The organism is Streptomyces sp. NPDC002845, assembly GCF_053591955.1.
In genome coordinates, this window is the sequence record NZ_JBSFUU010000124.1 from 1 (window position 1) to 20,077 (window position 20,077).

18 protein-coding genes are annotated in these 20,077 nt (G+C 69.9%); 7 read left to right on the forward strand and 11 right to left on the reverse strand.

Going from position 1 to position 20,077, the window contains the following annotated elements; all coding sequences use genetic code 11:
- Nucleotides 1-136 precede the first annotated feature (136 nt).
- From ACWD3C_RS44915 to ACWD3C_RS44935, 5 genes are all read right to left on the reverse strand, one after another.
- Nucleotides 137-3,403 carry a S8 family peptidase gene (locus ACWD3C_RS44915; RefSeq protein ID WP_451154002.1) on the reverse strand — a complete coding sequence of 1,089 codons (3,267 nt, stop codon included), beginning with the start codon at nucleotides 3,401-3,403 and terminating at the stop codon, nucleotides 137-139.
- 298 nt (nucleotides 3,404-3,701) lie between these two features.
- Complete coding sequence (locus ACWD3C_RS44920) at nucleotides 3,702-4,385, reverse strand: ABC transporter ATP-binding protein (protein WP_451153970.1); 684 nt, start codon at nucleotides 4,383-4,385, stop codon at nucleotides 3,702-3,704.
- Between the two features lie 58 nt (nucleotides 4,386-4,443).
- The gene (locus ACWD3C_RS44925) at nucleotides 4,444-5,913 is read right to left on the reverse strand and encodes an ABC transporter permease (protein ID WP_451153972.1); all 1,470 of its coding nucleotides are present in this window, start codon (nucleotides 5,911-5,913) and stop codon (nucleotides 4,444-4,446) included.
- Between the two features lie 201 nt (nucleotides 5,914-6,114).
- Entirely contained in the window at nucleotides 6,115-7,383 is a 1,269-nt protein-coding gene (locus ACWD3C_RS44930; RefSeq protein ID WP_451153974.1) for an Ig-like domain-containing protein, read from the reverse strand.
- A 218-nt stretch (nucleotides 7,384-7,601) separates the two neighbouring features.
- Nucleotides 7,602-7,946: a hypothetical protein gene (locus tag ACWD3C_RS44935; RefSeq protein WP_451153976.1), complete on the reverse strand. Its 345-nt coding sequence runs from the start codon at nucleotides 7,944-7,946 to the stop codon at nucleotides 7,602-7,604.
- 110 nt (nucleotides 7,947-8,056) lie between these two features.
- Between ACWD3C_RS44935 and ACWD3C_RS44940 the strand changes: the two genes are divergently transcribed.
- On the forward strand, nucleotides 8,057-8,407 hold the full coding sequence (locus ACWD3C_RS44940; RefSeq protein ID WP_451153978.1) for an LPXTG cell wall anchor domain-containing protein: 351 nt from the start codon (nucleotides 8,057-8,059) through the stop codon (nucleotides 8,405-8,407).
- Nucleotides 8,408-8,502: 95 nt separating this feature from the next.
- On the opposite strand, the gene hutH is transcribed toward ACWD3C_RS44940, so the two are convergent.
- The 3 genes from hutH to ACWD3C_RS44955 form a co-directional block, all read right to left on the reverse strand.
- Nucleotides 8,503-10,041: a histidine ammonia-lyase gene (gene hutH / locus ACWD3C_RS44945; RefSeq protein ID WP_451154004.1), complete on the reverse strand. Its 1,539-nt coding sequence runs from the start codon at nucleotides 10,039-10,041 to the stop codon at nucleotides 8,503-8,505.
- 94 nt (nucleotides 10,042-10,135) lie between these two features.
- A complete protein-coding gene (locus tag ACWD3C_RS44950) occupies nucleotides 10,136-11,284 on the reverse strand; it encodes a diguanylate cyclase domain-containing protein (RefSeq protein ID WP_451153980.1) in 1,149 nt (382 codons plus the stop codon).
- Between the two features lie 187 nt (nucleotides 11,285-11,471).
- Nucleotides 11,472-12,284: an enoyl-CoA hydratase/isomerase family protein gene (locus ACWD3C_RS44955; RefSeq protein WP_451153982.1), complete on the reverse strand. Its 813-nt coding sequence runs from the start codon at nucleotides 12,282-12,284 to the stop codon at nucleotides 11,472-11,474.
- A 188-nt stretch (nucleotides 12,285-12,472) separates the two neighbouring features.
- Here ACWD3C_RS44955 and ACWD3C_RS44960 point away from each other — a divergent pair, with 188 nt between their 5' ends.
- The gene (locus ACWD3C_RS44960) at nucleotides 12,473-13,081 is read left to right on the forward strand and encodes a hypothetical protein (protein WP_451153984.1); all 609 of its coding nucleotides are present in this window, start codon (nucleotides 12,473-12,475) and stop codon (nucleotides 13,079-13,081) included.
- A gap of 42 nt (nucleotides 13,082-13,123) precedes the next feature.
- Here ACWD3C_RS44960 and ACWD3C_RS44965 read toward each other — a convergent pair whose 3' ends face one another.
- Together ACWD3C_RS44965 and ACWD3C_RS44970 are read right to left on the reverse strand one after the other, a co-directional pair.
- The gene (locus ACWD3C_RS44965; RefSeq protein WP_451153986.1) at nucleotides 13,124-14,389 is read right to left on the reverse strand and encodes an adenylate/guanylate cyclase domain-containing protein; all 1,266 of its coding nucleotides are present in this window, start codon (nucleotides 14,387-14,389) and stop codon (nucleotides 13,124-13,126) included.
- A gap of 160 nt (nucleotides 14,390-14,549) precedes the next feature.
- Nucleotides 14,550-15,437, reverse strand: a complete 888-nt coding sequence (locus tag ACWD3C_RS44970; protein WP_451153988.1) for a biotin--[acetyl-CoA-carboxylase] ligase — start codon at nucleotides 15,435-15,437, stop codon at nucleotides 14,550-14,552.
- Nucleotides 15,438-15,742: 305 nt separating this feature from the next.
- On the opposite strand from ACWD3C_RS44970, the gene ACWD3C_RS44975 reads away from it, so the two are divergent.
- The 4 genes from ACWD3C_RS44975 (at nucleotide 15,743) to ACWD3C_RS44990 (ending at nucleotide 18,689) form a co-directional block, all read left to right on the forward strand.
- On the forward strand, nucleotides 15,743-17,341 hold the full coding sequence (locus ACWD3C_RS44975) for an acyl-CoA carboxylase subunit beta (RefSeq protein WP_451153990.1): 1,599 nt from the start codon (nucleotides 15,743-15,745) through the stop codon (nucleotides 17,339-17,341).
- A gap of 24 nt (nucleotides 17,342-17,365) precedes the next feature.
- The gene (locus ACWD3C_RS44980; protein ID WP_451153992.1) at nucleotides 17,366-17,575 is read left to right on the forward strand and encodes an acyl-CoA carboxylase epsilon subunit; all 210 of its coding nucleotides are present in this window, start codon (nucleotides 17,366-17,368) and stop codon (nucleotides 17,573-17,575) included.
- A 62-nt stretch (nucleotides 17,576-17,637) separates the two neighbouring features.
- Nucleotides 17,638-17,766, forward strand: a complete 129-nt coding sequence (gene mmpB / locus ACWD3C_RS44985; protein ID WP_451153994.1) for a morphogenic membrane protein MmpB — start codon at nucleotides 17,638-17,640, stop codon at nucleotides 17,764-17,766.
- A gap of 305 nt (nucleotides 17,767-18,071) precedes the next feature.
- The gene (locus ACWD3C_RS44990; RefSeq protein ID WP_451153996.1) at nucleotides 18,072-18,689 is read left to right on the forward strand and encodes a Maf family protein; all 618 of its coding nucleotides are present in this window, start codon (nucleotides 18,072-18,074) and stop codon (nucleotides 18,687-18,689) included.
- Here ACWD3C_RS44990 and ACWD3C_RS44995 read toward each other — a convergent pair.
- Complete coding sequence (locus ACWD3C_RS44995) at nucleotides 18,661-19,146, reverse strand: hypothetical protein (RefSeq protein WP_451153998.1); 486 nt, start codon at nucleotides 19,144-19,146, stop codon at nucleotides 18,661-18,663. The genes ACWD3C_RS44990 and ACWD3C_RS44995 overlap by 29 nt on opposite strands.
- Nucleotides 19,147-19,505: 359 nt before the next feature.
- Between ACWD3C_RS44995 and ACWD3C_RS45000 the strand changes: the two genes are divergently transcribed.
- Nucleotides 19,506-20,077, forward strand: a 572-nt coding sequence (locus ACWD3C_RS45000; protein ID WP_451154000.1) for a biotin carboxylase N-terminal domain-containing protein, incomplete at its 3' end; no start/stop codon positions are given.

The window sequence follows — 20,077 nt, forward strand, 5'->3', positions numbered from 1 at the left end:
CAACTACGTTGTCGGACAAGGCGACTTCAGCAGTGCCGCTGCGGCCCTCCGGGCCGCTGGGCTCAGGATGCCCTACACCTCCACCCTGAAGGGTGAAGCCCTGGGCAAGTGTTCGGTAGCGAGCGAACCTCTCGGCTCACTTGCCGCGGTACGCGTTGTAGATCGAGACCGTCGACTTGTTGCCCTTCTTGTCGGCGATCTTGGCGCGGAACGAGATGCCCTTGCCCTGCTTCGGGTTCTTGAAGGTGACCTTGCCCTTCTTGAGGGTGAGCTTGGTCCACTTCTTGCCGTGGTCGTACGACACCCACACCGCCAGCGACTTCAGGTTCTTGCCCGAGGCCGCGCCCTGGACGTGGACCGGGACGGTGACCTTCTTGCCGGCCGCGGCACGGCTCTTGAGGTCGAGGGGCACCGCGAAACGGGCCGTCGAGACCGGCAGCTTGGCGCCGGCGACCTTCTTCGACTTGAACGTCCAGCTCGCGTCGACCCGCGTGGAGGCCGCGGCCACCTTCACGGACCGCTTGATGGACGTGGTCAGCTTGTACCTGGCCTGACCGGCCGGGACCTTGAACTCGCCTCCACCTTCGAGCGCGTCGTCGGTCGTGGCGATCTTCTTGCCGTTGCGGTACAGGGTCGACTTCACCGAGGTGTAGAGGGACGACCCGGGGTTGCCCTTGCCGTCGGCGAACATCGGCAGGAAACCGGAGATCGTGTTGCCGTCACGGTAGACGCCGAAGTCGCCCTTGAGCCTGGGGCCGAAGACACCGACGTTGAAGGTCTTCGTGTAGCTCTTGCCGGCCTTGAACGCCTGGTCGGCACCGAGCGTGTAGAAGGCCTCGGTGATCGGGAAGCCGAACTCGTCGACCCCGCCGTTCTGCTCGGCGTCGAGGCCCCACTTCGCACCACCCGTGGCGGACAGGTACATCGTCCGGGTGGTGGGCAGCTTCTGCTCCATGCCGGTCGCGCTGGCGCCGGAGCTTCCCGGCAGCCAGCCGAAGGCGTAGACGGAGCCCTTCTTGTTGCTGCTGGAGGCGCCCAGGTTGACCTTCACCTTGGCGAGCTGGCTCTTCTTCCACTTCTTGGTGTAACCGGTGGCGAGCTTCTTCACCTTGGCGCCGGTGACGGTGCTGTACTGCGTCTTGGCACCCTTGGTGAAGTGCGCGTCCCACTGCTGGTAGAGCGAACCGTTGGTGATCTGCGGACCGAAGTGCGCGGTGCGGAAGTTGTTGTACGAATCCAGCCACCAGCCGAACCCGTAGCTGTTGTTGCCCACGTCGACCGTGTAGTCGGCCGACGCGAAGAGGGGCTTGGCCCCGCGGGCGGGCACCGTGATCTTCACCGGCTTGGCCTTGCGGGCGTCCAGCGTGACCGTGGTGTTCTTGGTGACGCTCAGCTTCGGCCGGGCCAGCCAGTCGGCGCCCTTGGTGAAGTCCTCGGGGTCCTCGATCACCGCGGAGTTGACGATGTAACCGCCCTTGGGCAGCCGCACCTTGACGGTGCCGGAGGCGTCGTACGGCGAGAACCACTTGTCCTTGGCAAGGCCGGAGACGCCCGTCACGTCGGTGAAGTAGTTCTCGGCCGCGGTGCCGTCACGGTCGATGTGCTTGAACGTGACGGTGTACGACTCCATCTCGCGGTTCACGGCGGCGGCCGTACGGACCGTCTGCCCGCCGCCCTTCGCGACCACGTACGCCGAGTACGCGCCGTTCAGCGAGCCGCCCAGCTTGGTGTTCACGGTGAGGTCGACGGAGGCGGTGCCGCCCGCGGGGACCGTGACCGTGTTGGCCGCGAGGGTGAAGAAGCCCGCGGGTGCCGCCTGGCCCTTGGGGTTGGTGGCGGTGGACGTCAGGCTGAGGGTGACGTCCTCGGTGCCGGTGTTCTTGTAGGTGACCTGCTTGGTGACCGGCTTGTCGTCGGCGTGCGGCCACTCCTGCGTGCCGAAGCTCACCGACACCGGGACGGCGAACACGGTCTGCTTGATGGCCTTGTCGACCTGGACGCGGCCCGAACCCTGCTCGAACGGCGTGTACTTGCCGCCCTTGGTGGACGCGGTCAGCGCGCCCTTCAGCTCGGTGTACGTCCACTCCGGGTGCTGCTGCTTGAGGATCGCGGCGGCGCCCGCGACATGCGGGGTCGCCATCGACGTACCGTCGATCGTCAGATAGCCGGCCGGATTCTCGCCGACCTCCCTGGCGATGACGCTGCCCTTGGCCGAGGCGGCCGTGATCTCCACGCCGGGCGCGGTCACATCGGGCTTGATCTGGCCGTCGGCGCCGGGGCCGCGGCTGGAGAAGGAGGCCAGCTTGTCGGCGTCGTCGACGGCGCCGACGGTGAGCGCGGCTTCCGCGGTGCCCGGGGAGCCGACGGTCTGCTCGCCGAAGTCGCCGGAGTTGCCCGCGGCGACGGCGAAGAGGGTGCCCTTCTCCGCGGAGAGCTTGTTGATCTGGGCTTCCATCGGGTCGACCTCGGCGGTGTCGCCGCCGCCCAGGCTGAGGTTGACCACGTCGGCGCCCTGCTCGACGGCCCAGTCCATGCCGGCGATGATGCCGGAGTCGTCGCCGAAGCCGGTGTCGTCGAGGACCTTGCCGTTGAGGATCTTCGCGCCCGGGGCGACACCCTTGAACTTGCCGCCGGACTTGGCGCCGGTGCCCGCCGCGATGGACGCGACGTGCGTGCCGTGGCCGAACTTGTCGGTGGCGTCGCGGGCCTCGCTGAAGTTCTTCGACGCGGTCACCTGGGACTTGAGGTCCGGGTGGGTGGTGTCGACACCGGTGTCCAGGACGGCGATGGTGACACCCTTGCCGTCGTAGCCCGCGGACCACGCCTTGGGGGCGCCGATCTGCGGTACGGACTTGTCGAGCGTCGCCTTGCGGACGCCGTCGAGCCAGACGTGCGCGATGCCGGAGGCGGTGGTGCCGTCGGTGTCGGTGACCGCTTCCCACAGCTCGCTCGCGTCGTCCTTCGGTGTGAGGACCGCGTCGGCGTTCAGGGTCTTGAGGGTCCGGCGGACCTCGGTGTCGCCCGCGTCGCGGACGTCGGCCTTGGCCGCCCGGGCGGTGCCCTTGTAGCCGACGATGACCTTCAGACCGTTCTTCTGGGCCTTGCGGGTCGCGGACTTGTTCAACTCGGTGATGTCGAACAGCCGTTGGTCCAGCTTGCCGTCGGCGATCAGGCGGGCCGCGTCGGCCGGCACCACGAGGGTGTGGCCGTCGGTCCTGCGGACCTGGACGGGTATCCGCTCACGGCCCTTGGCGTGCTCGATACCGACGACGCGTCCCTTGGCGTCGACGACGACCCGGTCACCGGTGATCAGTGTGACGCGGTTCTTGGCCTTGAGGCCGGCGGAACCCGAGGGCGTGGAAGCGTTCGTGCGCTCTGGCTCCGCCGACGCCGGGCTGGTCATTCCCGCCGTCAGGGCCACGGCGGCCGCCGTGGCGATCGTGGCCGCGCACGCTCTTTTCACTTGTCTGCGCAAGTCTCCCCCTGGAGATGAAGTACGGGCGAATTCCCCATTCGCCCGTCCGGGGGACTTCTCGCACAACCGCGCGTCCACCCCCGGAATACGCAGTATGCCCGGGGGCGATCAGCGTGCTCAATAGATGAGAGGAAGATGAGAAGCGGTGCCGGAGAAGTGTTACGCGGCCGCGTGGACTCCGTTACACGATCGCGGGGTTACGCGTCTCGACGCCGGTCCTTCGGCGTCAGGCACCGGCGTTCTCCTTCACCGTGACTCTTCCCTTGCGTATGGTCACGAGTCGCGGTGCCTTCTTCGCGAGGGACGAGTCGTGGGTGACCATGACGAAGGTCAACCCGTGCTCCTTCCACAGGCGTTCCAGGACCTCCATGATCTCGTCGCGCATGGATTCGTCGAGATTGCCGGTGGGTTCGTCGGCGAGCAACACCTTCGGCCGCTTCACCAGGGCGCGGGCGATGGCGACGCGCTGCTGCTGACCGCCGGACAGCTCCGACGGCAGATGCCCGAGCCGCTCCCCGAGCCCGACCGACCCGAGCGCCTCGGCGGCCCGCTCCCGCCGCTTCTTCGCCTTCACACCGAGGGGTACGAGGGCGGTCTCGACGTTCTCCTGGGCGGTGAGCGTCGGGATGAGGTTGAAGCTCTGGAAGACGAACCCGATGTTCTCGCTCCGCACCCTCGTGAGTCTCGCCTCCGACAGCTTTGCCAGGTCGGTGCCGCCGAGTTCGACACTGCCCTCGGTCGGCCTGTCGAGCCCTCCGAGCATCTGCAGCAGGGTGGACTTGCCGCCGCCGGTGGGGCCCTGGATGACCACACGGTCGCCGTCGGCGATGGTGAGGTCGACACCGTCGAGCGCGTTGACGGTGTCCTTGCCCCGCGCGTAGCGCTTGGTCACGCCGCTGAGTACGTACATGGTGCAACTCCTGTATTCGCTGGGATGGGCAGGGCGGAACGGAACAGCGGCGGCCGGACTACTCGACGCGGCGCAGCGCGTCCGCCGGGCGCAGCCGGGAGGCACGCCAGCCGCCGAAGGCACCCGCGACGAGCCCGCCGGCGACGGCGAGGCCGACCGCGAGGGCGATGGTGGAGAGGCTGACCGGCGCGGTCAGCGCGACCTCAACGGCGTTGGACGCATCCTGCTGACCACCGGGACCGCCGCCGAAGCCGCCGCCCGAGCGCCCGCCGCCGAAGCCGCCGCCCGACGCCCCGAGCTGGGCCTCCAGCGTCGGACTGACCGCCGTCACGGCGTAGGCGCCCGCGAGCCCCAGCGCGATGCCCAGCGCACCGCCGACGAGCCCGTTGACGATCGCCTCCCCGACGACCTGCCGGGTCACCCGCCCCGACTTCCACCCCAGCGCCTTGAGCGTGCCGAACTCCCGTACGCGCCGGGAGACGGCCGAGGAGGTGAGCAGCCCCGCGACCAGGAACGCAGCCACGAGCACCGCGAGCGACAGCCACTTGCCGACGTTGGAGGCGAGGTCGGAGGCGGTGGAGAGGGAACCGGAGACGGTGTCGGCGAGGTCGGCGGAGGTCGTGACCGTCGTACCGCTGATGTTCTTCTGGATGGTGGACTTGACGGAGTCGATCTGCTGCGAGTCCGAGGCCCTGACGTAGATCGTGGTGATCTTGTCCGCGGAGTCGCTCAGCGTCTGCGCCTGCTTCAGCGGAATGTAGAGGTCGGCCGCGGCGTCCCCGCTGTCGGGCGTGGCGATGCCGATGACCTCGAAGGTGACGCTCTTGACAGTGACGGTGTCACCGACTTCGAGTTCCTTCTCCTTGGCGTACGACGTGTCCGCGACGGCCACCTCGGCGTTGGTCTCGGAGGTCTTGAACGTACGGCCGCTGGTGATCTTCGAGGAGGTCAGCGGGCCGAGGGCGAGTTCGGTGACGTCGGTGCCGTAGACGGAGTAGTTGTTGACCTCGAAGTCGGCCCCGCCGCCTTCGACACGCCCCCCGGGCTGCCCGGTGCCGCCACCGCCCGGCCCTCCCTGCTGCTGACCGCTGCCGGGGTCCTGCTCGAACTGCCCCTGCTGGAACTGCCCGCTCACCTTGATGACCTGGAGGCTGAGTCCTCCGACGGCATCCGCGACCCCCTCCTGCGCGCCGGCCTCGGAGACGGTCGAACCCGACAGGGTCTGGAACCCCTGCACCATCACCCGGTCAGTGCTCTGCTCCTCCTCGGAGCCGTTCTCCCGAGCGTCGAACTGAAAACGGGACCGCTCGCCGCCGTCCTCCGAAGGCGGCTCGGCCGCCTTCGTCACGGTCATGTCCGTGCCCAGTCCGTACAACGACTCAAGGACTTTGCCCTGTGCCTTCTCCATGCCCGACGACACGGAACTGACCACGATCACCAGGGCGATCCCCAGAGCGAGTCCGGAGGCGACGACAAGGGCTGCTTTTCTACGGCGGCGCAGTTCGCGCCTCAGGTAGGTGAAGAACATGGCCGAAAACTAGGGACGGCCCGTGATGAAGGAATAAGGCGGGGATAAGAGATCGATGAGAAGCTTGTGCCGGGGCCGGAGTCGCGCTGTGCGTGCTTTGGGAAGTCTGTGGGCGCACTGAGAACGCCGCCGCGTCGAGAACGCGACGGCGGCGCCGGCCCCGAGGGGCCGGCGCCGCCGTCAAGCCGGGGCGGGCGCGGTTCAGACCGCGGAACCCGCCTGCCAGTCGGCCCAGTTCATGTTCCAGCCGTTGAGGCCGTTGTCCGGGGCCACGGTCGTGTCGCCGGTGTTCTGGACGACCACGACGTCACCGATCATCGAGTTGTTGTAGAACCACGCGCCTTCGGTGTTCGGGTCGTTGGCACCCTTGGTGTCGTTCAGACCGACACAGCCGTGGCTGGTGTTGACGTTGCCGAAGATCGAGTCGGCGCCCCAGTAGTTGCCGTGGACGAAGGTGCCGGACGTGGTCAGGCGCATGGCGTGGGGCACGTCCTTGATGTCGTACTCGCCCTTGCCGTCGTCGTCGGTGAACCCGACCGTCGCGCCGTTCATCCGGGTCTCCACGAACTTCTCGGAGATCACCATCTGGCCTTCGTACGTCTTGTTCTCGGGCGAACCGGCGGAGATCGGAATGGTCTTGACGACCTTTCCGTTCTGCGTGACCTGCATCTGCTTGGTCTGCGCGTCGACGATCGAGACCTGGTTCCGCCCGATCGTGAAGGACACCGTCTTCTGCTGCACGCCGTACACGCCGTCCGCGCCCTCGACCCCGTCGAGCGCGAGCTCCAGGGTGACGGTCGAGTTCTCCGTCCAGTACTGCTCGGGCCGGAAGTCGAGCCGGGTGTCGTTGAACCAGTGGCCGACGACCTCCTGGCCGGAGCTGGAGGTGACGGTGACCGCCTTCTGGACGTCGGCCTTGTTGGTGATCCCCTTGTCGAAGTTGAGCGAGACCGGCATGCCGACGCCGACGGTGGAGCCGTCCTCGGGCGTGAAGTACCCGATGAAGCTGTTGGTCGGGGAGACCGTGGTGAACTGCGCGTTCTCGTGCGCCGCGAGCCCGTCGGAGTCCTCGGCGGTGACGGAGACCTTGTACGTGGTCGAGCGCTCCAGCTGGCCGGTCGGCGCCCAGCTCGTCTTGTCCGCGGATATCTCCCCGGCGACCTCGGCCCCGTCGGCGGTCGTCATCGTGACCTCCGTGAGCGTGCCCTTGTCCACGGTGACCTTGGCGGCGTTGTTGATAGAGGCGTTGTCCGAGCCGTCCTCGGGCGTGATCTTGATTTCGGCGACGGACGTCTTCTCGGCCGCCGCCTCGTCGACCTTCGCCTGCGAGGTCTCACCGCTGCCGGAGGCGGACGAGTCGTCACCGTCGCTCCCGCTGCACGCAGAGAGCACCAATATCCCGCCGAGCAGTGCGGACGCGGCCTTGAGGCCCTTGCGCCGCTTACCGTCCGTCATCACACGCTTCTCCATTGTTGCCGTATCCCCAAAACCCCAATAATCCCCGCAAGGACAGTCAACGCTAAGGCTGATTCCTCCCGTTCCACATCCCTCGGATGTGTGGGGCACACCACGTCGCCGTCGGCTCGATGCCGATTCCGACGGGCGCGAGTGTGGTCAGTGCTCCCCTTGAGACGACAGAACCCCGAGCGGCGGTTGCCGCCCGGGGCCATGAATTCTCCCGAGCCGCCTCAGCCGAGCCGGTCCTCCCCCTCGTCCTCGCCGTCATCATCCTCGTCCAGACCCCAATCCGGCGAATCGGGGTCGTAGTCGATCCGCTCGCTGCTCCAGGAGGCCTGGGCGAGTTCGACCCCGGGGACCTCGCTGACCAGGTCGAACGGATCGACGAGATACGCGAGGGCCTCCGCCGTGTCTTCCGTCACCGCGCCCTCGGCGTGTACCCGCTCGTCGGCCGGCATATCTGCCTCGCCCGCGATCCGCCGCAGTGCGGTCTTGGTCACACCGTCGACATCGGTGACTTCGACCACCAATTCGACTCGAACCCGTACAAACTCTGACGTCTTCGCTGTGCTCATACCCCGGAGCGTACGGCTCACGGCTCGCACGACTTTCCCGCGACCCGCGCCTTTCATTAGCATCGGGCCACACGGCCAATTCGCCAGCGTCACAAGGGGATCGATATTTCGTGTCCGCCGCACGTCGATCGTCGTCCACCGCACGCCGATCGTTGCTGACCGCCACCGCCGCGGGGGCTCTCCTCGGGGCCCTGTGGTTCGTCCCGTCCGCCAACGCGACACAGGATTCCCCGGAGCAGCAGACCTCGACGACGACCCGGACGACGTCGGACACGGAGGCAGAAGCAGAGGCAGAGGCAGAGGCAGGCACAGACGCAGACGCCGCCGGCCCCCACACCCGACTCGCCGACACCGGAAGCTTCGACACGACCCCCTACGTCATCGGCGGCACCCTCTTCCTGAGCCTGGGCGCCGGTTTCGTGGCGTACTCGGTACGCCGGGAACGCACGACGGCGTACTGAGGCCAACTGAGGGCGGAGTCCGCCGTGGGTGCCGCCCGGCGAACGGCACCCACGGACGAGCCGGTTCGGAGCGCGTCCAGGCCAACGGAGCGTGTCTAGGCCAACGGTCCCGTCACCGACTCCACCGCCGACACCAGACGCCCCTCACGGACGAAGATGTCGGCCGCGGCCAGGTCGGGGGCGAGGTAGCGGTCCGGGCCGGGCCCGCCGACGCCCGCCTTGCGGAGGGCCTCGATGGCGGCGCGGGTCGCGGGGGCGGGCGTCAGCCCCTCGCGGAGCTCGACCGCGCGCGTAGCGGCGTACAACTCGACCGCGAGAATACGCGTGAGGTTGTCGACGGCCGTACGGAGTTTGCGCGCGGCCGACCAGCCCATCGACACATGGTCCTCCTGCATCGCGGAGGAGGGGATCGAGTCGGCGGACGCGGGCACCGCGAGCCGCTTCAGCTCGCTCACCAGCGCCGCCTGCGTGTACTGAGCGATCATCAGCCCGGAGTCCACCCCGGCGTCGTCCGCGAGGAACGGCGGGAGGCCGTGCGAGCGGTTCTTGTCCAGGAGCCGGTCCGTACGGCGCTCCGCGATCGAGCCGAGGTCTGCCGCCGCGATCGCGAGGAAGTCGAGGACGTAGGCGACCGGCGCACCATGGAAGTTGCCGTTCGACTCGACCCGGCCGTCCGGCAGGACGACGGGGTTGTCGACGGCGGACGCCAACTCCCGCTCCGCCACGGTGCGCGCGTGCGCCATCGTGTCCCGCCCGGCGCCCGCCACCTGCGGAGCACACCGCACGGAGTACGCGTCCTGCACGCGCGGAGCGTCGTCCTGATGGTGACCCGTGAGCCCCGAACCCTTCAGTACGGCCAGCATGTTGGCGGCCGAGACCCCCTGCCCGGGGTGCGGGCGGATGGCGTGCAGCTCGGGCGCGAGGACCTTGTCGGTACCCAACAGCGCCTCCAGCGACAACGCCGCCGTGATGTCCGCGGACTTGTAGAGCGTCTCCAGGTCCGCCAGGGCCATGACCAGCATGCCGAGCATGCCGTCGGTGCCGTTGAGGAGGGCCAGCCCTTCCTTCTCACGCAGTTCGACGGGTGCGATGCCGTGCTCGGCGAGCAGCTCCCCGGCCGGCCGTACGGCACCCTCGGGCCCCTCGGCCTCCCCCTCGCCCATGAGCGTGAGCGCGCAGTGGGACAGCGGCGCCAAGTCCCCGGAGCAGCCCAGCGATCCGTACTCGTGGACGACCGGCGTGATCCCGGCGTTCAGGATGTCGGCCATGGTCCGCGCGACCTCGGGCCGTACGCCGGTGTGGCCGGAGCAGACGGTTTTGAGCCGCAGGAACATCAGCGCGCGTACGACCTCGCGCTCGACCCGCGGCCCCATGCCGGCCGCGTGCGAGCGCACGATGTTCCGCTGGAGTCGGGCGCGTAGTTCCTGGCTGATGTGCCGGGTCGCGAGGGCCCCGAACCCGGTGGACACCCCGTACACGGGGTCCGGCTTGGCCGCCAGCGCGTCCACGATCCCGCGGGCCGCGGCCAGCGCCGCCACCGCCTCCTCGGAGAGCTCGACCCGGGCACCGCCACGCGCCACGGCGAGAACGTCGGACGCGGTCACCCCGGACGTCCCCACCACCACAGTGTGCATATCCATATTCAGGAGCGTACGCAGTGAATTCGAAGATGTCACCAGTGGACGGCCGGTTTGCCCCTTACCGATTGGGTCACACCGAGATGGCTCCCTACACCCGCCGCCCCCGGAAGCGGCGACGCTCGGCCGCAGCCGGCGGGGGCGCGTCCGCCAGTCGTACGACGGGATCGTCGGGCCCTTCACGCCCCGCCACCACGGGCTTTGTCGCATGTACGGCCTTCGCCCGGTACTGCGCCGCGTCGGCGAGCCGGAACAGCCGCCGGGCCGACCGCACCGGCCCGATCTCGTCCTCGGTCGACGCGACCCCGCAGGCGACACCCTCACCGAGCTCCAACTCGGCGGCCCGGCGGCAGAGTTCGTCGGCGACCCGGACGACCTCGTCGGCGGCCGGCCCCACCGCGAGCAGACAGAACTCGTCACCGCCGAGACGAGCGGCGAGGGCGCCCGGCAGCATGGCCCCGCACAGCGACAGCACCGACCCGAACCGCTCCAGCAGCCGGTCGCCCACGGCGTGCCCTTGGGTGTCATTGACCCGCTTGAGCCCGTTGACGTCGCACACGACCAGGCTGACGACGGCCTCGTCCCTCTTGTGCCGCTCGATCGCCTCGTCGAGCCGCATGTCGACGGCACGGCGGTTGGCCAGCCCGGTGAGCGCGTCGGTGTAGGCCAGCCGCCGGGCCTCCTCCAGCCGCTCGATCTGGGCGACCCCGGCGGCCACGACCGCGGCCAGCACGGTGGCGAAGTCGGCGTCGGCCCGGTCGAAGACCTGCACTCCCGCCGACCGCGCCACATACAGCTCGCCCCAGGCCCGCCCGTTCAACACGAGCGGCGCGACGACACAGCAGCCGCGACCCCGCCGGCGCAGCGCCGCGACCCGCTGATGGCAGTACCCCGCCTGCCCGGCCAAGGACCCGTCCGCCGTCTCCACCCAGGCGTTCGGCTCCCCGCCGCCGGCCCAGCGCTCGTGCAGGAACTCGGTGATCTCCGGGAACTGGTGCACAGGGTAGAACTCCCGGTCGGGGAACTCCTCCTCCCCTTCGGCCCGCTCCCCCACATTCACGAGGACCCTCAGCCGCCCGTGGTGCCGCTCCCACACCGAGAGCGCGGCGAAGCTCCCGTCCAACGCGTCCCGCGCACCCAGCGCCGCCGCGCGCCAGGACTCCCGCGGAGTGTGCGCCGCCGCCATCCCCTGCGCGAGCGCGACCACTGCACGTAGCCGTCTGTTCTCAGCACCGCCCATCACTCCAGGTTAGGGAGGTTTAAGGTGTTTTGGGGGTTTGGTGGAGCGAACAGGGGGCGGGGTCGGCGGGCGGGGGTGCCTGAGCGCTCCGCTGGAGTGCCGCGATGTGCCTGCCGTCGTTCGTCTGTGGCGCCGTCGTGGCTGGGCTCGGAGCGCCGAGGAGCCGGGTGGCGGAGGCGCAAAGCGCCTACTCGCCCGGCCAAGCAGGCGCCCGCTTCTCGTTGAACGCCGCGACCCCCTCCGCCCGGTCCCCCGAGAAGGCCACCGACCTCCAGGCCGCGTCCTCGACCTCCAGCCCGGCCCGGAGGTCGAGCCCGTGCCCGAGCCGCAGCGCCCGCTTGGCGGCTCGCAGCCCCACGGGCGAGTTCCCGGCGATACGGGCGGCCAGCGCCAACGCCTCCGCACGGTCCCGCTCCTCGTCCACCAGCAGGTCGACGAGCCCCAGCTCCCGCGCCTCACCGGCCTCGACCCGCCGGGCCGTGAAGATCAGCTCGGCCGCACGGGCGGCGCCCACCCGACGCGGCAGCAACTGCGTGCCCCCGCCCCCCGGGATGACGCCCACCGACACCTCCGGCAGCCCCACCACGGCCGTACGGTCGGCCACGATCAGATCGCACGACAGGGCCAGCTCGAACCCCCCGCCCAGCGCGAACCCGTGCACGGCGGCAACCGTGGGCATCGGCAGCTCCAGTACACCGGTGTACGCGGCCCGCGCGACAGGCCGCTGACGTACGAGATCGGCGTCGCTGAAAGAGTTCCGCTCCTTCAGATCGGCCCCGACACAGAAGGCCCGCTCGTGCGTGGAGGTCAGCACGACCACCCGTACGCCCTTGTCCGCGGCCAGCGCCTCGCACGCCGCGCCGAGGGAACGGGCCATGTCGGTCGAGACGGCGTTCATGGCCTTGGGCCGGTCGAGCGCCAGCTCGGCGACGTACCCGTGGGGCCGTACGACGACGTACTCCCCGAACCGCCGCTCGTCCCCGTGCCCCTGCTCACCCATGACACCCTCCAAGTTAACGCGGGTTAACCACCGACGCCTCCGATCATCCCAGCCCCACCGCCCCCTGAAAAGCCACCCCCGTTCGAGTGACACCACCCCCGACTACCTCTCCCGGCCCTCCAGGGGGCGCATAGCCTGCGCACCGCACAGCGCGTCGGGGGCGCGAGCGCACCGGGGAGGGATGATCCATGACGAACACGGCGACCAGCGGCACGGAGCCGGAACCCCTCTGGCCCCGCCCCAGCCGCGGCCGCCACCGCAAGCCCCGCCCCCGCCGGACCCTGTTCGCCGTCGGAGGCCTCGCCCTGGCCGCGGGAGCGCTCAGCCTCGTACGACTGGCTCCCGACACCCCCGGCGAAGGCCCCGGTACGGCGGCAGCCGGGCCCCGGACCGTCTCCGACCCCACGGACCGGGCGACCAGCGCGGCGGCGACCGTGGAACCCGTCCCCTCGGCAAGCGCCCCCGCTCCCCTGGGCGGCGCGTCCTCGACACCGACCGCGGTGACCACGCCGTCGGCGCCGACCACGTCATCGGCGCCCGCGGTGACCCCTACGACGCTCCCGGACTCCACCGGCATCCCCGCGGCCCCGGTCACCGTCCCGCCGCCCCAGCGCCCGCCACACCCAAGGGCAACCCCTACAACCCCGAGCCCGGCCAAGACCCCCACCCCGGCCGAGAATCCGCCCCAGACTCCACCCCCGAAGCCAAAGCCAAAGCCCACCAAGCCGAGCCTGTGCGTGCCGATCGTGGACCTGTGCGTCAACGACCTGGCAGAACCGAACCGCTCAGCACCCTGAGAAACGACGCCCCGAGAAACCCGGAGAAACCCTGAGAAAGCCCTACGAAACCTCGTACCGCCGCGTGAGCGACCAGGGCTGCACCACACCCAACCCCCGCACCGGCCGCTGCCACATCGGCTGGAGCGCGAAACGGTACGTCGGCGGCTCCTCGCCCTCCTTCTCGGCGGCGGCCACGGCCTCGGCGGCCTCCGTCTCGGAGGCGGGCGCGTCCCCGGTGCGGATGAGTTCCTGGGCGAACTCGCTGTCGACCAGCACCGTGTCCTTCGGCGCTATCGACGTCAGCCGGCTCGCCAGGTTCACCGTCGTACCGAAGACATCGCCCATCCGGGTCGTCACCGTGCCGAAGGCGAGGCCGACGCGCAGTTCGGGCATGGTCTCGTCGTTGGCCATGGTCTCGATCAGGCGCAGCGCGATCTCGGCCGCGACCCCCGCGTCATCGGCGGCGTACAGCACCTCGTCGCCCAGCGTCTTGATGAGCCGTCCGCCGTGCGCGGCCACCAGGTCGGCCGCCGTGGTCTCGAAGGCCTCGACGAGTTCGCCGAGTTCCTCTTCCTCCATACGGCGCGTCAGCCGCGTAAACCCGACGAGGTCGGCGAAGCCGACGACGAGACGGCGGTCGACCATCTCCTCGTCGTCGCCGGCCTGGACGACACGGCCGGTCGCGGCGGCGAGCTGGCGGCGCCAGACGTAGACGAGGAACTCCTCCAGCTCCGGCAGGAGCAGCTCGATCAGGGGGTACGTGACTTCCGTACGGGTCATGCCGGGTTCCGGCGGCTCGGTCAGGCCCTCCAGGAAGGAGTCGATCTGCCATTCGGCGAGCCGGGCGGTGGTCTGGCCGGTGGAGCGGGCCACCTGTACGGCCATGGCCTCGCTGAGCAGTCCCGCCTCGACGAGACCGGCGAGCCGGCGCAGCGCGAGGACGTCCGCCTCGGTCAGCGCCTTGGCCTGGCCGATGTCCGCGAAGCCCATGGCCCGCCAGAAGCGGGACGCCAGTTCCATGGAGACTCCCGCGCTGCGGGCCGCCTGGAACGGTGTGTAGCGGCGCTCGGCCCCGAGGATCAGCTGTTCGAGCCGCAGCGTCAGCGGGTCCTCCTCGGAGTCGGCCCCGGAGTCGGCCTCGGGGGGATCGACGCGCGAGTCCACCCGTGCGTGCGCCTCGGCCCGGTCGACCCGCGCGGCCGCCGGGGTCCCGCGGTTGCCCGGGGCCGACGACGAGGTGTCGGCGGCCGGCCCGGCGGCACGGTCCGGTTCGCCGTCGGGGGCGGGGTGCGCACCCGTGCCGGAGCCCGAATCGTCGACGGTCACGCCTGCTGCCCTTCCGATCTGCCGCGGTCACGTATCGACCGGCCTCAACTCTACGGCAGGTGTGCGCCAGCTCACTCCCGAGTGGCATGCCTCCCCGGCCTCATAAAGCCACATACAGGCACATACAGACAGATGCAGTCACATGCATTCACATACGACCTCATACAGACCGCAGGTGCACGATGTCCCCCGCTCCCACCGGCTCCTGCACGCCCTCCCCGGTCGCCAGGACCAGCCGCCCGTCCCCGTCGACCGCGACGGCCTCCCCGATGACCGACCGGTCGCCGGGCAGCTCCGCCCGTACCTTCCGGCCGAGCGTCGCGCAGCCCGCCGCGTACGTCGCCTGGAGCCCGCTGAGGGCCGGGTCGCCACCTGCGCCGCGCCACTTGCCGTACCACTGCTCCAGGGAGCGGAGTACGGCCCGCAGCAGCGGGTCACGGTCGGTGCTCACCGCGCCTGCCAGCGCCAGCGAGCCCGCGGTGGGTACGGGCAGCTCGTCCTCACGGAGGGTGACGTTGATGCCGACGCCGACGACGACACCGTCGTCACCGGCGCGCTCGGCGAGGATGCCGCCCGCCTTGCGCTCCTCGCCACGCACGGTGACCAGCAGGTCGTTGGGCCACTTGAGTGCCGTGTCCACTCCGGCGGCCCGCGACAGCCCCGTGGCCACCGCGACCCCGGTGAGCAGCGGCACCCAGCCCCAGCGCTCGACGGGCACCTCGGACGGCTTCAGGAGCACCGAGAAGAAGAGGCCGGAGCGCGCCGGAGCCGTCCAGGTACGGTCCAGCCGTCCGCGCCCCGCGTTCTGCTCCTCGGCGACGAGCACCGCGCCCTCCGCCAGCTCACCGGCGCGGCCCGCCAGGTCGGTGTTGGTGGACCCCGTCACGGGCACCACCTCAAGGGAGCTCCACAGGCCCCCGTCGCGCACCAGCGCCCGTCGCAGCGCGGTGGCGTTGAGGGGCGGGCGGTCGAGGTCGGACCAGCGGTCCGACCTCGACTCACCGGACCCGTTGGACGGGCTTCCATCTGCACCTGGTGGCGTCGTCATGCAACCCACACTAGGTTTGACATCCTCCGCCCCGCAGAAGGGGACGGATTCCAGCCCTGGCGGACTGAGGTTCACGGGCACTCGATCACTCTCGCGATGTCGCCCCTCCGGCGTGTCCCGCCGCGACGCACTGATCGTACAACGCCAAGGGGTGGGGAGTGTGGTAAACGCCGCACTGCCGAACGGTAGGCCCAGCACTACGCTACGGATGAGTAGCCAATCCCCCTTCTGAGCACGTCCCCCTTTCGAGTACTTGGGCACGTCATCCTCACGTCCCCATTGAGCAGGCAGGGAGCCTCATCCCGATGTCCGAGCCGGAAGAGCTGCAACACCCCGACATCCACACCACCGCGGGCAAGCTCGCGGATCTGCAGCGCCGTATTCACGAGGCGACACACGCCGGCTCCGCGCGTGCCGTGGAGAAGCAGCACGCCAAGGGCAAGCTGACGGCCCGTGAGCGCATCGAACTGCTCCTGGACGAGGGCTCCTTCGTGGAGTTCGACGAGTTCGCCCAGCACCGCTCCACCGACTTCGGCCTGGAGAAGAACCGCCCGTACGGGGACGGGGTCGTCACCGGCTACGGCATGGTGGACGGCCGTCCGGTCGCGGTGTTCTCGCAGGACTTCACGGTCTTCGGCGGGGCCCTGGGCGAGGTCTTCGGCCAGAAGATCATGAAGGTGATGGACTTCGCGCTGAAGACGGGCTGCCCGGTCATCGGCATCAACGACTCCGGCGGCGCCCGCATCCAGGAGGGCGTCAGCGCGCTGGGCATGTACGGCGAGATCTTCCGCCGGAACACGCACGCCTCCGGTGTCATCCCGCAGATCTCGCTGGTCGTCGGCCCCTGCGCGGGCGGCGCGGTCTACTCGCCCGCGATCACCGACTTCACGGTGATGGTCGACCAGACCTCGCACATGTTCATCACCGGCCCGGACGTCATCAAGACGGTGACCGGCGAGGACGTCGGCTTCGAGGAGCTGGGTGGCGCCCGCACGCACAACTCCACCTCGGGCGTGGCCCATCACATGGCGGGCGACGAGAAGGACGCCATCGAGTACGTCAAGCAGCTGCTGTCGTACCTGCCGTCGAACAACCTCAGCGAGCCCCCGGTCTTCCCGGAGGAGGCGGACCTGTCGCTGACGGACGAGGACCGCGAGCTGGACACGCTCGTCCCGGACAGCGCGAACCAGCCCTACGACATGCACACGGTGATCGAACACGTCCTTGACGACGCCGAGTTCTTCGAGACGCAGCCGCTGTACTCGCCGAACATCATCACGGGCTTCGGCCGGGTCGAGGGCCACCCCGTGGGCATCGTCGCCAACCAGCCGATGCAGTTCGCCGGCTGCCTCGACATCGGCGCGTCCGAGAAGGCCGCGCGGTTCGTGCGGACCTGCGACGCCTTCAACGTGCCCGTGATCACCTTCGTCGACGTCCCCGGTTTCCTCCCGGGCGTCGACCAGGAGCACGACGGCATCATCCGCCGGGGCGCCAAGCTGATCTACGCGTACGCGGAGGCGACCGTTCCGCTCATCACGGTCATCACCCGCAAGGCCTTCGGCGGCGCGTACGACGTCATGGGCTCCAAGCACCTGGGCGCCGACCTCAACCTCGCCTGGCCCACCGCCCAGATCGCCGTCATGGGCGCCCAGGGCGCGGTCAACATCCTGCACCGCCGCACCATCGCGGCCGCGCCGGAGGAGGAGCGCGAGGAGGTCCGCGCGCGCCTGATCCAGGAGTACGAGGACGCCCTCCTCAACCCCTACACGGCGGCCGAGCGCGGCTACATCGACGCGGTGGTCATGCCGTCCGACACCCGCTCCCACATCGTGCGCGGCCTGCGTCAGCTGCGTACGAAGCGGGAAAGCCTGCCTCCGAAGAAGCACGGCAACATCCCCCTGTAACCGTTAGCCCTGCGAGGAGCCGCTGTGATCAAGGTCGTACGGGGCAATCCGACCCCGGAGGAGCTGGCCGCCGCACTGGCGGTGGTCCAGGCGCGCGCCGCGGCGGCGGCTTCGGCACCGTCCGGCGCGCCCCACCAGGCCCCGGACGCCTGGTCCGACCCGGCCCGCGTGGCCCAGTCCCGCCTGCCCGCACCGGGCCCGCGGGCGTGGACCCGTACGTACTGGCCCGGGTGAGCCACCCGACTTGAGTACGCGTACTCAGGCGCCCGGCACCCCCGCCGTCGCACGCTGGACGCATGCTGTGGTCCGACCCCGAGAACGAGCCGCCGAAGGAACTGCGCGACACGCAGGTCATGCTTCGGCGGCTCGGCGTTCTCATGGCGCTGGCCGCGATACTGGCGATGCTGGTGCTCGGGGGGATGTGAGCCGGGTGACGTGGGCCGAGATGATCCGCGCCGGGTGATGCGAGCCGGTGACGCGACTCGGCGTGACGTGAGCCGGAGTGATGTGCGCCGGGTCACGTGACTCGGGGCGACGTGAGCCGGTGACGCGACTCAGGGCGACGTGAGCCGGAGTGACATGCGCCGGATGAGGTGAGCCGAGATGATCTGCGCCGGGTGATGCGACTCAGGGTGACGTGCGCCCGGTGATGTGAGCCGGGGTGATGTGAGCCGAGTGACGTGCCTCGGGGCGATGTGAGCCGTACGGACCCCGCCGATACCCTGATCGCATGACAGATCAGCCGCGCCGCCGTCTCGTGCTCGCCTCCCAGTCCCCCGCCCGGCTCGGGCTGCTCCGTCAGGCCGGGCTGGACCCCGAGGTGATCGTGAGCGGGGTCGACGAGGACGCCGTGACCGCCCCGACCCCCGCCGAGCTGGCGCTCGCCCTGGCCGAGGCGAAGGCCTCCGTCGTGGCGGCGAAGCCCGAGCTCAAGGGCGCGCTGGTGATCGGCTGCGACTCGGTGCTCGACCTGGACGGCGAGGCGCTCGGCAAGCCCGCGGACGCCGAGGAGGCCACGGCCCGCTGGAAGTCGATGCGCGGCCGGGCGGGCACGCTCCAGACCGGGCACTGCGTGTGGGACACGGTGAGCGGACGGCACGCGTCCGGCACCGCCTCCACCGTCGTCCGCTTCGGCGAGCCGACCGACGAGGAGATCGCCGCGTACGTCGCCTCCGGTGAGCCCCTCTACGTCGCCGGGGCGTTCACGCTCGACGGCCGCTCGGCCCCGTTCATCGACGGCATCGACGGCGACCACGGCAACGTCATCGGCATCAGCCTGCCGCTGGTCCGCCGTCTGCTCGCCGAACTGGGCGTGGGCATCACGGAGTTGTGGGCGCCGGCGGAGTGACGGGAGCGCCGCCTCCGTTGCCGTCCTCGGGCTCACCGGCCTGGTCGCCCTTGTCGGCGGGCTGCTCCAGCCGGTCGTACGTCATCAGCGTCAGCAGGATCAGCCCGAGTACGACCATCATGAACCCGAACGCGCCCCAGCCGACCAGCCCCACGGTGAACGCGCCGAGCATCCCGTGCACCACGGCCGCGCTGATCAGCAGGATGCGCCAGACGCCGTGGGGCGGGCGGTCCCGGAGGGCGACGAGCAGCGCGGCGAGGCCGCACACCGCGAAGTAGAAGCCGAAGACGAAGCCGCCGGCCTTCGAGGAGACGGACATCGCGTCGGGGTCGAGCCCGGCGAGGGACATGTCCTGGCGGTCGACGACCGTGCCGAGGAACCACTGGAGCCAGGCGATACCGAGCCCCTCCACGAAGAGCACGATCGCGGTCACCCATGCCACCGGCTTGCGCACCACCGGCCCCCACCCACTTCCCTGACGGTTACTCCCAGTACGCCGTACGAGACATCCTGAACGCTACTAACGGGTAAACCCCGGGACAAGAGGTTCCGCGCCGGCAAAGAATCATTGGGCTGTTAGTAGGGACTCCACAAAGAAACCCGACAGGCCGCAGCACTGCCTCACAGAGACCTTGACCACGTCAGCGGGCTAGGGTTTTTGGGTGGAGTCCTGCGTAGTGCGGTGCGACAAGGGATTTCGCCGGTCGAGCGAGCCTCGATTCACGCTCCGTGTGGGCAAGCTCACCATTGAGGACGGGTCGAAACGCCGTGTCGGCAGTCCCTAAACTCGGCTTGTTTCAAGGAGAGGGAGTCATCGTGCGCAAGGTGTTGATCGCCAATCGGGGCGAGATCGCTGTCCGCGTGGCCCGGGCGTGCCGGGACGCCGGTATCGCGAGCGTGGCCGTGTACGCGGATCCGGACCGTGACGCGCTGCACGTGCGCGCGGCGGACGAGGCGTTCGCGCTGGGCGGTGACACCCCGGCCACCAGTTACCTCGACATGGCCAAGGTGTTGCAGGCCGCCAAGGATTCCGGCGCGGACGCGGTCCATCCCGGCTACGGGTTCCTTTCCGAGAACGCCGAGTTCGCTCAGGCGGTCGGGGACGCGGGCCTGATCTGGATCGGCCCGCCGCCGCAGGCCATCCGCGACCTGGGTGACAAGGTCGCCGCCCGGCACATCGCGCAGCGCGCCGGGGCCCCGCTGGTCGCCGGTACGCCGGACCCGGTGTCCGGCGCGGACGAGGTGGTGGCCTTCGCCCAGGAGCACGGCCTGCCGATCGCCATCAAGGCGGCGTTCGGCGGCGGCGGGCGCGGGTTGAAGGTCGCCCGCACCCTGGAGGAGGTCCCCGAGCTGTACGACTCCGCCGTCCGCGAGGCCGTGGCCGCCTT